Below are 14,121 nucleotides of genomic sequence, written 5' to 3'. Positions count from 1 at the left end.
TGAGGGTCACGTTTTGTGACACTCCGCAGGCCGGAAAAGTTGGCTGCTGAGGTGAATTCGCAAGCGGCGGACCCTTAGGGCGTTGCGCTTGTCGTAGCACAAAGGAGAACGACTCAGGAGAACCCATGCCCACAGAGAGACGCCACCGACGCTATCTGCTGACCATGGTCGGCTTGTTCCTGTTGATTTGGGGCGCATTGGCGATCGACCCGTTCAACCGCCATGACTGGCTGCTGGAAAACCTCTTGGTACTCGGCCTGGCCGCAGCCCTGTTGCTGGGTCACAGGCACTACCTGCCCTCCCGCAGCGCCGCGACACTGATCTTTCTCTATCTCTGCATTCACCAGCTCGGCGCCCATTACACCTACGCCAACGTGCCCTACAACGAGTGGTGGCAGGCCTTGACCGGTGAGGGCCTGAATGAGCAGCTGGGCTGGGAACGCAATCAGTTCGACCGCCTGGCGCACCTGAGCTATGGGCTGCTACTGGCCTATCCGATCCGCGAAGTGCTGATTCGCCTGGGCCTGCGTCCGGGGTTCTGGAGCCTGATCCTGCCGATAGACATAGTGCTATCGACCTCGGCGATCTACGAGCTGATCGAATGGTTTGGCGCGGAAATGCTGGGCGGAGGCCTCGGACGCACCTTTCTTGCCACCCAGAACGATCGCTGGGACCCGCAGAAGGATATGGCGCTGGCGGCCGGTGGGGCTGTCATTGCCATGATAATCACAACGCTTGTAGCCAGAAGGCGGCATGTACATAGCGATGCGGCTGACGCAGAGCGCTAGCGGCTCAGGGTCTGGCCGGGTCGCTCAAACGCTCAGCCGGGTCAGTCGCCTCGGGAGCGGTGCTCACGCCGATACGCCGCAGATACCACTGATAAGCAATATATGAGCAGACCCAACCAAGCAGCACGCCCAGCGAGTTGGCCAACATATCGCCGAAAGAGGCCTGACGATTGGGCAGCAGGCTCTGGCCCACTTCCACCAACACACCCGCGCTCAGGCTGAGGGCTATCGCCCAGAAGACATGCCACTGCGGAAACGCCAGGCGCAACGAGAACATGAGCGCGGCAAAGCCCAGCATGTGGTGCAGCTTGTCCTGCTGGTCGAACACTTGGGGGACTGGTTCCGGCCGCAGGCCGCTGAAGAGGATGACCGCTAGCACCGCGAGGAACGGCAGGACGCGCAAGTAATTCATAGGCAATCGGTAGCTCTCGCTGAGACTGGAAAGACTTAAGGCAGGGGCCCAATGGTGGGCGTGATGATGACGTCGGCAAAGGCGGCGTAAGATACAGCCCCTCGACGCGGCGCGTACCGAGCATGAACGTCGGCGTGCAGCCTATGGAGGCCCAGAGTGACGGATAGTTCGAGCGGTCCTGTAACAAATTGCACGTTGCTACCCATGCCAGAGCCCTGCCCTAAACGTAACCGCGCGATCGGGGTCCGAACTGTTAGGATCAAGCCCACCTTGTGGAGATCTGGCGTGCGCCGTCTCCACGACCAGTATTACGGGAAACGACTTTGACGCACCCCACCTCGCTGCCAGGCAGTCTGCAGCGGCAACCGACACAGGACGCAGGCGCCGCCACCCTGAAAGTGACCGGCGACTGGACACTGCAGCACTACGCCACGCTGCGCCGTGAAATGGAGCGCGTGCGTCGTCAGGTCACCGATGCAGACCAGGTCTCGCTCGATGCGCTCGGCGTGCTGGACACCGCCGGGGCCGGATTACTGGTGGAACTGCTGGGCCCGGCACGGGTGGCCCGGTTGAACGACTGGGCGCCGCAGCTTCCCGCGGAACGTCAGGCCCTGCTGAAAACCGTTGCCGCCTCGCTGGACAAGCCGGAAGCCGAGCAGGCGCCGGACACCAATGGTTTCGCCGATGTCCTGGCGCACATCGGCCGTACCGTCTCCGGGGTCTGGAACCAGCAGCGCACCCTGCTCGGCTTTATCGGCCTGACCCTGCAGACCCTCTTCACCGTCATGTTCAACCCGCGGCGCTGGCGGGTCACCGCGCTGGTGGCGCATATCGAGCAGACCGGGCTGGACGCGATCCCCATCGTCGCCCTGCTGACCTTTCTGGTGGGCGCGGTGGTGGCCTTTCTCGGCGCCACGGTGCTCGCCGACTTCGGCGCGACCATCTATACGGTCAACCTGGTGGCCTTTTCCTTCCTGCGTGAATTCGGCGTGCTGCTGGCGGCGATCCTGCTGGCCGGGCGCACCGCCAGCGCCTTCGCCGCGCAGATCGGGGCAATGAAGTCCAACGAGGAGATCGACGCCATCCGCACCCTCGGCCTGAGCCCGATCGAACTGCTGGTGCTGCCACGGGTGCTGGCGATGCTGATCACCCTGCCGATCCTGACCTTTATCGGCATTCTCAGCGGCATCGCCGGTGGGCTGGTGGTCTGCTCGCTGGCTCTGGATATCTCGCCAGCCATGTTCTTTACCATCCTGCAGCGCGACATCCCGCTCAATCACTTCCTGGTCGGCGTCGGCAAGGCGCCGGTGTTTGCCTTCCTGATCGCGGTGATCGGCTGCCTGGAAGGCTTCAAGGCCAGCGGCAGTGCGCAGTCGGTCGGCGAGCACACCACCTCCAGCGTGGTGCAGTCGATCTTCATGGTGATTCTGCTCGATGCCGTCGCCGCGCTGTTCTTCATGGAGATGGGCTGGTGAGAACAGACGAACCCGTGATCCAGGTCCAGGGCCTGGTCAACCGCTTCGGCAAACAGGCGGTCCACGTCAATCTCGACCTGGACATCCGCCGTGGCGAAATCCTCGGCGTGGTCGGTGGTTCGGGCACCGGCAAGTCGGTGTTGCTGCGCAGCATCGTCGGCCTGCGTCGGCCGAACGCCGGCAGCGTCAAGGTATTCGGCGAGAACCTGCTGAATCTGTCGGCAACCCGTCGCTCCGAAGTGGAGCGGCGGTTCGGTGTGCTGTTTCAGCGTGGCGCCCTGTTCACCTCGCTCAACCTGCAGGAAAACGTCGCCCTGCCGCTGATCGAACACATCGGCCTCAAGCGTGCCGACGCCGAACACCTGGCAAGGCAGAAGCTGGCGCTGGCCGGGCTGCCCCCTGAGGCGGCCTGCAAGTTTCCCGATGAGCTGTCCGGCGGTATGGTCAAGCGCGCCGCCCTGGCTCGCGCGCTGGCGCTGGACCCGGAGGTGCTGTTTCTCGACGAGCCCACCGCCGGCCTCGACCCCATAGGCGCGGCGGCCTTCGATCAGTTGATCCTGACCCTGCGCGATGCGCTGGGTTTCAGTGTGTTCCTGGTTACCCACGACCTCGACACGCTCTACACCATCTGCGACCGCGTCGCCGTACTGGCGCAGAAACGCGTTCTGGTGGTCGACACCCTGGAAAAGGTCGCGGCCACCGATGACGAATGGATTCGCGAATACTTTCACGGCCCGCGTGGCCGCGCGGCGCACGATGCCGCACTAAAGCTGGAGACTCCCTGAGATGGAAACCCGTGCCCATCACGTATTGATCGGACTGTTCACCGTGGTCGCGGTTGGCTGCGCCCTGCTGTTCGCCCTGTGGCTGGGCAAGTCCAGCATGGACCGCGAGTATGCCTACTACGACATCGGCTTCAGCCAGGCGGTGAGCGGGCTGTCGAGCGGCAGTTCGGTGGAGTACAGCGGCATCAAGGTCGGCGATGTCACCGAACTCTGGCTGGAGCCGGACGACCCGCGCAAGGTCCGCGCGCGCATCCGCGTCTACGGCGGCACACCGATCAAGACCGACACCCAGGCGCGCCTGGCCCTGGCCAACATCACCGGCAGCATGGTCATCCAGCTGCACGGTGGCACGCCGGAAGCGCCGCGGCTGGAAGGTGACCGTGATGACCCGCCGCTGATCGTGGCCGACCCGTCCTCGCTCAGCGCGCTGCTGGAAAACGGCGAAGACCTGATGAGCAATATCAACAACCTGCTGCTCAGCGCCAACCAGATCTTTTCCGAGGAAAACACCACGCGCCTGAGCCGGACCCTGGAACATCTGGAGCAGGCGACAAGCGTGCTCTCTGCACAACGTGGCGACCTGTCGCAGACGCTGCAACAGTTCAACCAGCTCAGCCAGCAGGCCAATACGGTCATGGGCGAGCTCTCGAGCCTGGCACGCAACGCCAACGGCCTGCTCGATGATCAGGGTCGCAGCGTGCTGGACAGCGCGACGCAGGCGATGAGCGCGCTGGACCGCACCACCTCGCGCCTGGACACTCTCCTGGAAGAAAACCAGGGCGCGCTGAACAACGGCATGCAGGGCTTCAACGAGCTCGGCCCGGCCATCAACGAACTGCGCAGTACCCTCGGGGCGTTGCGCCGCGTCACCCAGCGCCTGGAAGACAACCCCAGCGGTTTCTTGCTCGGCCGCGACAAATTGCAGGAGTTCAATCCATGAGCCTTCACCGTTCCCTGCCGCGCCTCGCCCTGTTCGGGCTGCTCACCGCCGTCGCGGCCTGTTCGATCCTGCCGGAATCGGAGAATCTGCGGATCTTTCTGCTGCCGGTTACATCCACGCCGCAGCAGGCCAGCGAGCCTGCCACGCAGCAGGCACTGCGCATCAACACGCCGCAGGCCAACCGCGTCCTTGCCGGCCAGCGCATCGCTGTGGTGCCGCAGGGCAACCAGATCAGTGCCTACGGCGGTGCGCGCTGGAGCGACGCTGCGCCGGTGCTGCTGCGCGATCGGCTGATCGAGGCCTTCCAGCGCGACGGCCGCATGCCTTCGGTGAGCAATGAAGACGTCAACCTCTATGCCGACCTCAGCCTGCACAGCGATCTGCGCGCCTTCCAGGCCGTCTATGTCGACGGCAAACCGGAAGTGGTCGTGACCCTCGATGCGCGACTGGTCGATCGGCACAACCAGCGCACCCTCGCCAACCGCCGTTTCGAAGTGCGGCAGCCGAGCACCGGCACCGACGTCGAACGCGTCGTCGAGGCGTTCGGCCAGGCCGGCGACCGGCTCAGCGCCGACGTACTGCAATGGACCCTCGAACACGCCCGCACGCTCGACTGAGCCCACGCGGCGCCCGACGGGCCGGCTAATCGTCGCCGGCTTGATCTGAGTGAGCGCATTGTCAGCCAAACAGTTCTAGGATGGCTTCGACTCTCCTCATCCGGAGCGATACATGAACCTGGCTCTCTCGCGCACTGCGCTCAAAACCCTGGCGATCGTCGGTGTCGCCGCCGTGATCGCCCTGCTGGTCTGGAGCGAGCTACGGCCCCAGGGGCTGGGCGATGCCTTCGCCAGCGGCAACGGCCGCATCGAGGCCACCGAAATCGACGTCGCCACCAAGAGCCCGGGGCGGGTGCTGGAGATCACCGTCGATGAAGGCGACTTCGTCCAGCCGGGCCAGGTGCTGGCGCGCATGGACACCGAGGTGCTGGAGGCCCAGCTGAACCAGGCGCGAGCGCAAGTCCGCCAGGCCGAAAACGCCATCCTCACCGCACAGGCCATGGTGGCCCAGCGGGAAAGCGAGAAGGCCACTGCCGAGGCATTGGTGGTCCAGCGCCGCGCTGAACTGACGGCGGCGCAGAAACGCTACCAGCGCACCGAAACCCTGGTCGCGCGCAACGCCATGGCGCGACAGCAGCTCGATGACGATCTCGCCAGCATGCAAAGCCTGCAGGCGGCGCTGGCCGCAGCGCGTGCGCAAGTCTTATCGACCGAGGCCGGCATCGCCGCGGCCAAATCGCAGGTGGTCGAGGCGGAGTCCGCGGTCGAGGCCGCACGGGCGAGCGTCACACGGCTGCAGGCGGACATCCGCGACAGCGAGCTGAAGACCGACCGCGCGGCCCGCGTGCAGTACCGCGTGGCGCAACCGGGCGAGGTGCTCGGCGCCGGCGGCAAGCTGCTCAATCTGGTGGACCTGACCGACGTCTACATGACCTTCTTCCTGCCCGAACGTCAGGCCGGTCGCGTGGCGATCGGCGCCGAGGTCCGCCTGGTGATCGACGCCGCACCGCAGTACGTGATCCCCGCCAAGGTCAGTTATGTGGCCAGCGTGGCGCAATTCACGCCGAAGACCGTTGAAACCGAAAGCGAGCGCGAGAAGCTGATGTTCCGGGTCAAGGCGCGGATCGATCCCGAGTTGCTGAGAAAGCACATGGAGCAGGTCAAGACCGGCCTGCCGGGCGTCGCCTACCTCAAGCTGGACGCGGACGCCGAATGGCCGGCGCACCTGCAGATCAATGTCGGCAGATGAACCAGTCCCCTGCCCCGGTCGCCGAGATCAGCGGCGTAAGCCTGCAGTACGGCAAGACCCGCGCGCTGGATGACCTCAGCCTGAGCCTGCCGGCACGCTGCATGGTTGGCCTGATCGGTCCGGACGGCGTCGGCAAGTCCAGCCTGCTGGCGCTGATCGCCGGTGCGCGCAAGCTGCAGCAGGGCCATGTGCAGGTGCTCGACGGCGACATGGGCGATGCCGGCCACCGCCGCGCGGTCTGCCCGCGCATCGCCTACATGCCCCAGGGCCTGGGCAAGAACCTCTACCCGACGCTGACGGTGTTCGAGAACCTCGAGTTCTTTGGCCGGCTGTTCGGCCAGGACGCCGCCGAGCGGCGCTGGCGCATCGCCGAGCTGACCCGCAGCACGGGCCTGGCGCCCTTCGTCGAGCGCCCGGCGGGCAAGCTCTCCGGCGGCATGAAGCAGAAGCTCGGCCTCTGCTGCGCGCTGATCCACGACCCCGACCTGTTGATCCTCGACGAGCCCACCACCGGCGTCGACCCGCTGTCGCGTGCGCAGTTCTGGGAGCTGATCGAGCGCATCCGCAGCGAGCGCCCGCAGATGAGCGTGCTGGTGGCCACCGCCTACATGGACGAGGCGCAGCGCTTCGACCATCTGGTGGCGATGGACGCCGGCCAGGTGCTGGCCACCGGCACGCCGGCCGAACTCCTGGCGCGCACCGGCAGCGACTCCCTGGAGCAGGCCTTCATCCGCCTGCTGCCGGAAGCCAAGCGCAGCGGGCACCGCGAGCTGATCATCCCGCCGCAGCCGGCGAGCGACAGCATCGCCATCGAGGCCCACGGGCTGACCATGCGCTTCGGCGATTTCGTCGCCGTGGACCGGGTCAATTTCCGCATCGCCCGCGGCGAGATCTTTGGTTTCCTCGGCTCCAACGGCTGCGGCAAGACCACCACCATGAAGATGCTCACCGGCCTGCTGCCCGCCAGCGAGGGCGAGGCGCTGCTGTTCGGCAAGCCGGTGGACCCGCACGACATGCAGACCCGCCAGCGCGTCGGCTACATGTCCCAGGCCTTCTCGCTGTACAGCGAGCTGAGCGTGCGACAGAACCTCGACCTGCACGCGCGGCTGTTCCACCTGCCGGCAGAGCGGCGCGACGCGCGGGTGCAGGAGATGCTCGAACGCTTCGACCTCACCGGCGACGCCGAGAGCCTGCCCAGCAGCCTGCCGCTGGGCGTGCGCCAGCGCCTGTCGCTGGCGGTGGCGGTGATCCACAACCCGGAGATCCTGATCCTCGACGAACCCACCTCCGGGGTCGACCCGGTCGCCCGTGACGGCTTCTGGGAACTCCTGGTGCAGCTGTCGCGCGAGGACGGCGTGACCATCTTCATCTCCACCCACTTCATGAACGAGGCGCTGCGCTGCGACCGCATCTCGCTGATGCACGCCGGGCGAGTGCTCGACAGCGACACGCCGCAGGCGCTGATGGCCAAGCGCGGGCTGCCGACGCTGGAACAGACCTTTATCGCCTACCTGGAGGAAGCCGCCGCCGCACAGGCGGGCGAGCAGCCGGCAACGCCGCCCGCCGCACCGAGCAAGCCCACCCAGGCCACAGGCAATAACGGACGCCAGGCCCGCTTCAGCCTGCGCCGTCTGCTCAGCTACACCCGCCGCGAAGCCATGGAGCTGCGCCGCGACCCGATCCGCGCGACGCTGGCAATGCTCGGCAGCGTGCTGCTGATGTTCATCATGGGTTACGGGGTCAGCTTCGACGTGGAGAACCTGACCTACGCCGTGCTCGACCGTGACCAGACCACCACCAGCCAGCACTACCTGCTGAACATGGCCGGCTCGCGCTACTTCATCGAGAAGGCGCCGCTGGCCAACCATGCCGAGCTGGACCAGCGCATGCGCAGCAACGACATCAGCCTGGCCGTGGAGATTCCGCCGAACTTCGGCCGCGACCTCAAGCGCGGCGCGGTGCCCCAGGTCGCGTTCTGGATCGATGGCGCCATGCCGATGCGCGCCGACACCATCAAGGGCTATGTGCAGGGCATCCACCTCAACTACCTGCAGCAGCTGGCCCGCGAGGCCGGTGTCGAAGGGCAGCTGGCACCGGCCGATGTCGCCATCCGCTACCGCTACAACCCTGACGTGCAGAGCCTGCCGGCCATGGCGCCGGCGATGATCCCGCTGCTGCTGATGATGATCCCGGCGATGCTCACCGCCCTCGGCGTGGTGCGCGAAAAGGAACTGGGCTCGATCACCAACTTCTACGTCACCCCGACCACCCGCCTGGAATTCCTGCTCGGCAAGCAGCTGCCCTATATCGCGCTGGGCATGTTCAACTTCGCCACCCTGGTGCTGCTGACGGTGTTCGTCTTCGGCATTCCAGTCAAGGGCAGCGTCCTCACCCTCTGCCTCGGCGCGCTGCTCTACGTCACCTGCGCCACCGGCCTGGGGCTGCTGATGTCAGCGATCCTCAACAGCCAGATCGCGGCGATCTTCGGCACCACCATCGTCACCCTGCTGCCGGCGATCCAGTTCTCCGGACTGATCCACCCGGTCTCGGCGATGGAGGGCGCCGGCGCCTTCATCGGCAAGCTCTACCCGACCAGCCACTTCCTGATCATCAGCCGCGGGGTATTCTCCAAGGCGCTCGGGCTGGCCGAGCTGTATCCCTATTTCATTCCCATGCTGCTGGCCATTCCGCTGCTGACCCTGCTCAGCGTCGCCGGCCTGCGCAAGCAGGAGAAATGACATGGGCGGCCTGCGACGCAAGCTCGGCAACATCTTCCAGCTCGGCCTCAAGGAGCTGCGCAGCCTTTACCGCGACCCGGCGATGCTGGTGCTGATCATCTATTCGTTCACCGTGGCGATCTACGAAGGCGCCACGGCAATTCCCGAGGCGCCGCACCGCGCCAGCATCGCAGTGGTCGACGAGGACCGCTCGCAGGCGTCGCTGCGCATCATCAACGCCTTTCAGCTGCCCTACTTCATCGAGCCGAAGGCCATCAGCCATCAGGAGATGGACAGCGGCATGGACGACGGCCTCTACACCTTCACCCTGAACATCCCGCCGCGCTTCCAGCAGGACCTGCTCGCCGGCCGCCAGCCGACCATTCAGCTCAACGTCGATGCCACCCAGGTCAGCCAGGCCTTCACCGGCGCCGGGCACATCCAGCAGATCATCGCCAGCGAGACCGCCGAGTTCGTTCGCCGCTACCGCAGCGAAGACGCGCTGCCGGTCGAAGCGGTGGTGCGCACCGCGTTCAACCCCAACCTCAGCCGTGCCTGGTTCGGCGCGGTGAACGAGGTGATCAACCAGATCACCATGCTGGCGATCATCCTCACCGGTGCGGCGCTGATCCGCGAGCGCGAGCACGGCACCATCGAGCACCTCCTGGTGATGCCGGTGACGCCGTTCGAGATCATGGTCGGCAAGGTCTGGGCGATGGGTCTGGTGGTGCTGGCGGCAGCGGCGTTCGCCCTGCGCTTCGTCGTCGAGGGCTGGCTGGACATCCCGATCCAGGGCTCGCTGTGGCTGTTCGCCGGCGGCGCGGCGCTGCACCTGTTCGCCGCCACCTCCATGGGCATCTTCTTCGGCACGGTGGCGCGCTCCATGCCGCAGCTGGGCCTGCTGGTGATCCTCACGCTGATCCCGCTGCAGATCCTCTCCGGCGGCGTGACGCCGCGCGAGAGCATGCCGGAGCCCGTGCAGAACATCATGCTGGTGGCGCCGACAACGCATTTCGTCGAACTGGCGCAGGCGATCCTGTTCCGCAGCGCCGACGTGGCCATCGTCTGGCCGCAGCTGCTGGCGCTGGCGGTGATCGGCGCGGTGTTCTTCGTCGGTGCGCTGTCGCGGCTGCGCAAGTCGCTGCACTAGCGTTGACCGCCAGCTCGGGACCTTACCCTCCCGAGGTTTTCCACGTCTCGCCAGCCCCCATGCTGGACAGATCGGTTTCGCCAGGCGTGCCTGACAGCTGCGGCGGCAGGCCCGCAGCTGACTGGATCAGCGCCACACGTGACAGCATGCGGCGGCTGGCGATGCGCACAGCCGGATCCTGGCTGGCCAGCATTTCGAGCGAAAAGCTGGTCAGGGCTTCGCTCAGTTGCGCCAGACTGCGTGAGGTCAGGCTCAGCAACTCGGCAAGTTGCGCGTCGTTTGGATGCATTCCATTGCCACCAAGCAATTGATATCAAAGAGATATTACTGCAGTTTTATCCCTTGTCGACGCTGCCCCTTTGGTCGAATCGTCAGTTCATCGACACAGGCCAAGCGATTCACCGTGCTGGCGCACGAGTCAAGGCACAAGGGTGCCGACGCGCATCCTCGCTCCGTTCGGCCGGTATGCCCGCTGAAAAACGCGACCGGCAGATCAACACCGTCTCGATGGCTCTGGCCCGGACGGGAATTTTTGTATTTTCGGCAGGTCTATCCTGCCGACATGCCAAGAGCCTGTAGCTCTAGTAGCGCGCCAAGGAAGCCTATCATCATGCGCATTCTCGTTACCGGCGGAGCCGGATTCATCGGCTCTGCTCTGATCCGTCATCTCATCCACGACACCGAGCACAGCGTCCTCAATCTGGACAAGCTGACCTATGCCGGCAACCTCGAGTCGCTGGCCGAGGTCGATGGCAGTGATCGTTATCAATTCATCCAGGCCGACATTGCCGATCGCGAGCGTGTAGGCGAAGCGCTATTGGAATTCCAGCCGGACGCCATCATGCATCTGGCCGCCGAATCCCATGTCGACCGCTCCATCGACGGGCCGGCTGAATTCATCCAGACCAACATCGTCGGTACATACCAGCTGCTCGAAGCGACCCGTGCCTATTGGCAGTCGCTGCCAGCCGAGCGCCGCGAGGCCTTCCGCTTCCATCATATTTCCACCGATGAGGTGTACGGCGACCTGCACGGCGTCGACGATCTGTTCACCGAAACCACGCCCTACGCGCCGAGCTCGCCGTATTCGGCCAGCAAGGCGTCGTCCGATCATCTGGTCCGCGCCTGGCAGCGCACCTACGGCCTGCCGGTGCTGATCACCAACTGCTCGAACAACTACGGGCCCTATCACTTCCCCGAGAAGCTGATCCCGCTGGTGATCCTCAACGCCTTGGATGGCAAGCCGCTGCCGGTCTACGGCAATGGCGCCCAGGTACGCGACTGGCTGTTCGTCGAGGACCATGCGCGTGCGCTGTTCAAGGTGGTCAGCGAAGGCGAGGTGGGCGAGACCTACAACATCGGCGGGCACAACGAGCAGAAGAACATCGACGTGGTACGCGGCATCTGCACCCTGCTCGAAGAGCTGGCCCCCGAGAAGCCCGAGGGCGTCGAGCGTTTCGAAGACCTGATCACCTTCGTCAAGGACCGCCCGGGGCATGACCTGCGCTACGCCATCGACGCCAGCAAGATCGAGCGCGAACTCGGCTGGGTCCCGCAGGAGACCTTCGAGACCGGCCTGCGCAAGACCGTGCAGTGGTACCTGAACAATCTGGAATGGTGCCGTCGCGTCCAGGACGGCAGCTATCAACGTGAGCGCCTTGGCGCGCTGGAGAACGCATGAAAGGAATCATCCTCGCCGGAGGCTCCGGCACCCGTCTGCACCCCATCACCCTTGGCGTATCCAAGCAGCTGCTGCCGATCTACGACAAGCCGATGGCCTACTACCCGATCTCGGTGCTGATGCTCGCCGGCATCCGCGACATATTGCTGATCTCCACCCCTCAGGATTTGCCGCAGTACAAGAACCTGCTGGGTGACGGCAGCCAGTTCGGCGTCAGCTTCAGCTACGCCGAGCAGCCATCGCCGGACGGTCTGGCCCAGGCATTCCTGATCGGCGAAGACTTCATCGGCGACGATTCGGTGTGCCTGATCCTCGGCGACAACATCTTCCATGGCCAGCATTTCACCGAGAAGCTGCAGCGCGCATCCCGTCAGGAAAAAGGCGCGACGGTGTTCGGCTACTGGGTCAAGGACCCGGAGCGCTTCGGCGTGATCGACTTCGACGAGGACGGCAAGGCGCTGTCCATCGAGGAGAAGCCAAAGAAACCGAAGTCCAGCTACGCGGTGACCGGCCTGTACTTCTACGACAACGACGTGGTCGAGATCGCCAAGTCGATCAAGCCATCGCCGCGTGGCGAACTCGAAATCACCGACGTCAACAATGCCTATCTCGAACGCGGCGATCTGAATGTCGAGCGCTTCGGCCGCGGCTTCGCCTGGCTGGACACCGGCACCCACGACAGCCTGCTGGAAGCCTCTCAGTACGTGCAGACCATCGAGCACCGCCAGGGCCTGAAAGTCGCCTGCCTGGAAGAGATTGCCTACCAGCACAAGTGGATCGACCGCGAGCAGCTGCTGCGTCGCGCCGACGCTCTGGGCAAGACCGGCTACGGTCAGTACCTGTTCAAGCTGGCCGGTGAAGACGCATGAAGGTCGTCGCCACCGATATCCCCGACGTGCTGATCATCGAACCCAAGGTCTTCGGCGACGAGCGCGGTTTCTTCTATGAGAGCTTCAACGCTGCCGCTTTCGAAGCGGCAACGGGGCTCAAGCGCAGCTTCGTGCAGGACAACCATTCCAAATCCCAGCGCGGCGTGCTGCGCGGGCTGCATTATCAGATCCAGCAGCCCCAGGGAAAGCTGGTGCGTGTGGTAGCCGGAGAAGTGTTCGACGTAGCCGTCGATCTGCGTCGCAGCTCGCCGACGTTCGGGCGCTGGGTCGGCTGCCATCTGAGCGCGCAAAACCAGCGTCAGCTGTGGATTCCCGAAGGCTTTGCGCATGGCTTCGTGGTGCTCAGCGAGAGCGCCGAGTTCCTCTACAAGACCACCGATTACTACGCGCCGGCCCACGAGCGCTCGCTGCTCTGGAATGATCCGCAGATCGGCATCGACTGGCCCTTCGAGGAACCGCCCCAGCTGTCGCAGAAGGACATCGACGGCAAGGTGCTCAGCGAAGCGGAGCTGTTTGCGTGAAGATCCTCATCACCGGCAGCACGGGACAGCTGTCCCAGGAGCTGCAACGGGCACTCGCCGGTGATGGAAAGGTTCTCGCCCTGGGTCATCACTCGCTGGACCTGGCACAGCCGGGCCAGATCCGCCAGCAGGTACGCCTGCTACGTCCCGACCTGATCATCAACGCCGCGGCCTACACCGCGGTGGACGCTGCACAGAGCAAGCGTGAGCAGGCCTATGCGGTAAACGCCATCGGACCTGGGGTGCTGGCCGAAGAAGCGGCACGCCTGGGAATACCGCTGGTGCACTACTCCACTGACTACGTGTTCTCAGGTGTCAAGCCGACGCCGTATCTGGAAGAGGATCGGCCCGCTCCGCTGAGTGTCTATGGCGCAAGCAAGCTGGCCGGTGAAGAAGCCATCCAGGCGGTGGGCGGGCAACATCTCATCCTGCGCACCAGCTGGGTCTATTCGAAGCACGGGCGCAACTTCCTGCTGACCATGCAGCGCTTGCTGCAGGAGCGCGACACGCTTTCAGTGGTCGATGACGAGATCGGCTCACCCACCTGGGCCGGCACCATTGCCTCGGTTACCGCCGAGCTGGTGCGCAAGTGGCGAAACGGCGAGGGCAGTGCCAGCGGGCTTTACCACCTGACAGCCAGTGGTGAAACGTCCTGGTATGGGTTCGCCTGCAGCATCGCCGATGATCTCCGCCAGCAGGGCCGGTTACGGGCCAGACTCACCCCCATTCACTCGAAGGACTACCCCACCGCCGCCCAGCGTCCACTTAACTCGCGGCTGGACTGCACGCGGCTGCAGCGCGACTGGGGCGTGGGGCTGCCGGACTGGCAGACCGCCCTGCAGCAGTGCCTTGGCGAACAATCCGCTGACCCGGTTCAGCAGGACCTGAAGGCTGCGCAAGGCGTCTGACAGGCGCATCGTCAGAGCCGGATGACCAGTCGCATGACACGCGCTTCT

14 protein-coding genes are annotated in these 14,121 nt (G+C 65.0%); 12 read left to right on the top strand and 2 right to left on the bottom strand.

The features are described 5' to 3' along the window. The first annotated feature begins 125 nt into the window (after nucleotides 1-125). Entirely contained in the window at nucleotides 126-788 is a 663-nt protein-coding gene (locus AC4LFW_RS19295) for a DUF2238 domain-containing protein (protein WP_491821177.1), read from the top strand. A 4-nt stretch (nucleotides 789-792) separates the two neighbouring features. On the opposite strand, the gene AC4LFW_RS19290 is transcribed toward AC4LFW_RS19295, so the two are convergent. After that, complete coding sequence (locus AC4LFW_RS19290; RefSeq protein ID WP_491821176.1) at nucleotides 793-1,200, bottom strand: VanZ family protein; 408 nt, start codon at nucleotides 1,198-1,200, stop codon at nucleotides 793-795. Nucleotides 1,201-1,646: 446 nt separating this feature from the next. Here AC4LFW_RS19290 and AC4LFW_RS19285 point away from each other — a divergent pair, with 446 nt between their 5' ends. The 7 genes from AC4LFW_RS19285 (at nucleotide 1,647) to AC4LFW_RS19255 (ending at nucleotide 10,073) form a co-directional block, all read left to right on the top strand. Next, nucleotides 1,647-2,675, top strand: coding sequence for an MlaE family ABC transporter permease (locus tag AC4LFW_RS19285; RefSeq protein ID WP_491822189.1), 1,029 nt, complete (start codon nucleotides 1,647-1,649; stop codon nucleotides 2,673-2,675). Next, nucleotides 2,672-3,460: an ABC transporter ATP-binding protein gene (locus tag AC4LFW_RS19280; protein WP_491821174.1), complete on the top strand. Its 789-nt coding sequence runs from the start codon at nucleotides 2,672-2,674 to the stop codon at nucleotides 3,458-3,460. Before AC4LFW_RS19285 ends, AC4LFW_RS19280 begins: the two co-directional genes overlap by 4 nt. A 1-nt stretch (nucleotide 3,461) precedes the next feature. Beyond that, nucleotides 3,462-4,400, top strand: coding sequence for an MlaD family protein (locus tag AC4LFW_RS19275; protein ID WP_491821172.1), 939 nt, complete (start codon nucleotides 3,462-3,464; stop codon nucleotides 4,398-4,400). Beyond that, complete coding sequence (locus AC4LFW_RS19270; protein WP_491821170.1) at nucleotides 4,397-5,017, top strand: ABC-type transport auxiliary lipoprotein family protein; 621 nt, start codon at nucleotides 4,397-4,399, stop codon at nucleotides 5,015-5,017. Before AC4LFW_RS19275 ends, AC4LFW_RS19270 begins: the two co-directional genes overlap by 4 nt. Nucleotides 5,018-5,129: 112 nt before the next feature. Further along, nucleotides 5,130-6,206 (top strand): HlyD family secretion protein, encoded by a 1,077-nt coding sequence (locus AC4LFW_RS19265; protein WP_491821169.1) that lies wholly within the window; start codon nucleotides 5,130-5,132, stop codon nucleotides 6,204-6,206. Further along, nucleotides 6,203-8,944 carry a ribosome-associated ATPase/putative transporter RbbA gene (rbbA, locus tag AC4LFW_RS19260; RefSeq protein WP_491821167.1) on the top strand — a complete coding sequence of 914 codons (2,742 nt, stop codon included), beginning with the start codon at nucleotides 6,203-6,205 and terminating at the stop codon, nucleotides 8,942-8,944. Before AC4LFW_RS19265 ends, rbbA begins: the two co-directional genes overlap by 4 nt. 1 nt (nucleotide 8,945) lies before the next feature. Beyond that, complete coding sequence (locus AC4LFW_RS19255) at nucleotides 8,946-10,073, top strand: ABC transporter permease (protein WP_491821166.1); 1,128 nt, start codon at nucleotides 8,946-8,948, stop codon at nucleotides 10,071-10,073. A gap of 22 nt (nucleotides 10,074-10,095) precedes the next feature. Here the strand turns inward: AC4LFW_RS19255 and AC4LFW_RS19250 are convergent, their stop codons facing one another. Then, entirely contained in the window at nucleotides 10,096-10,362 is a 267-nt protein-coding gene (locus AC4LFW_RS19250) for a hypothetical protein (RefSeq protein WP_491821165.1), read from the bottom strand. A gap of 321 nt (nucleotides 10,363-10,683) precedes the next feature. On the opposite strand from AC4LFW_RS19250, the gene rfbB reads away from it, so the two are divergent. From rfbB to rfbD, 4 genes are read left to right on the top strand one after another with little or no spacing between them, the layout of a single operon-like run. Then, the gene (rfbB, locus tag AC4LFW_RS19245; RefSeq protein WP_491821163.1) at nucleotides 10,684-11,754 is read left to right on the top strand and encodes a dTDP-glucose 4,6-dehydratase; all 1,071 of its coding nucleotides are present in this window, start codon (nucleotides 10,684-10,686) and stop codon (nucleotides 11,752-11,754) included. Next, entirely contained in the window at nucleotides 11,751-12,623 is an 873-nt protein-coding gene (gene rfbA, locus AC4LFW_RS19240) for a glucose-1-phosphate thymidylyltransferase RfbA (RefSeq protein ID WP_491821162.1), read from the top strand. Before rfbB ends, rfbA begins: the two co-directional genes overlap by 4 nt. Next, a complete protein-coding gene (gene rfbC / locus AC4LFW_RS19235; RefSeq protein ID WP_491821160.1) occupies nucleotides 12,620-13,165 on the top strand; it encodes a dTDP-4-dehydrorhamnose 3,5-epimerase in 546 nt (181 codons plus the stop codon). Before rfbA ends, rfbC begins: the two co-directional genes overlap by 4 nt. Then, the gene (rfbD, locus tag AC4LFW_RS19230) at nucleotides 13,162-14,073 is read left to right on the top strand and encodes a dTDP-4-dehydrorhamnose reductase (RefSeq protein WP_491821158.1); all 912 of its coding nucleotides are present in this window, start codon (nucleotides 13,162-13,164) and stop codon (nucleotides 14,071-14,073) included. Before rfbC ends, rfbD begins: the two co-directional genes overlap by 4 nt. The last annotated feature ends 48 nt before the right edge of the window (nucleotides 14,074-14,121 follow it).

The organism is Stutzerimonas sp. C6.4V (assembly GCF_058536345.1).
The sequence above is the reverse complement of the archived record's forward strand: the minus strand, read 5'-3'. Positions and strand labels throughout refer to the sequence as shown.

What these genes read in the sequence shown, in the direction of transcription:
- AC4LFW_RS19295 (WP_491821177.1), top strand. Translation starts at nt 126, where the DNA reads ATGCCCACAGAGAGACGCCACCGACGCTATCTGCTGACCATGGTCGGC.
- AC4LFW_RS19290 (WP_491821176.1), bottom strand. Translation starts at nt 1,200, where the DNA reads ATGAATTACTTGCGCGTCCTGCCGTTCCTCGCGGTGCTAGCGGTCATC.
- AC4LFW_RS19285 (WP_491822189.1), top strand. Translation starts at nt 1,647, where the DNA reads ATGGAGCGCGTGCGTCGTCAGGTCACCGATGCAGACCAGGTCTCGCTC.
- AC4LFW_RS19275 (WP_491821172.1), top strand. Translation starts at nt 3,462, where the DNA reads ATGGAAACCCGTGCCCATCACGTATTGATCGGACTGTTCACCGTGGTC.
- AC4LFW_RS19270 (WP_491821170.1), top strand. Translation starts at nt 4,397, where the DNA reads ATGAGCCTTCACCGTTCCCTGCCGCGCCTCGCCCTGTTCGGGCTGCTC.
- AC4LFW_RS19265 (WP_491821169.1), top strand. Translation starts at nt 5,130, where the DNA reads ATGAACCTGGCTCTCTCGCGCACTGCGCTCAAAACCCTGGCGATCGTC.
- rbbA (WP_491821167.1), top strand. Translation starts at nt 6,203, where the DNA reads ATGAACCAGTCCCCTGCCCCGGTCGCCGAGATCAGCGGCGTAAGCCTG.
- AC4LFW_RS19255 (WP_491821166.1), top strand. Translation starts at nt 8,946, where the DNA reads ATGGGCGGCCTGCGACGCAAGCTCGGCAACATCTTCCAGCTCGGCCTC.
- AC4LFW_RS19250 (WP_491821165.1), bottom strand. Translation starts at nt 10,362, where the DNA reads ATGCATCCAAACGACGCGCAACTTGCCGAGTTGCTGAGCCTGACCTCA.
- rfbB (WP_491821163.1), top strand. Translation starts at nt 10,684, where the DNA reads ATGCGCATTCTCGTTACCGGCGGAGCCGGATTCATCGGCTCTGCTCTG.
- rfbA (WP_491821162.1), top strand. Translation starts at nt 11,751, where the DNA reads ATGAAAGGAATCATCCTCGCCGGAGGCTCCGGCACCCGTCTGCACCCC.
- rfbC (WP_491821160.1), top strand. Translation starts at nt 12,620, where the DNA reads ATGAAGGTCGTCGCCACCGATATCCCCGACGTGCTGATCATCGAACCC.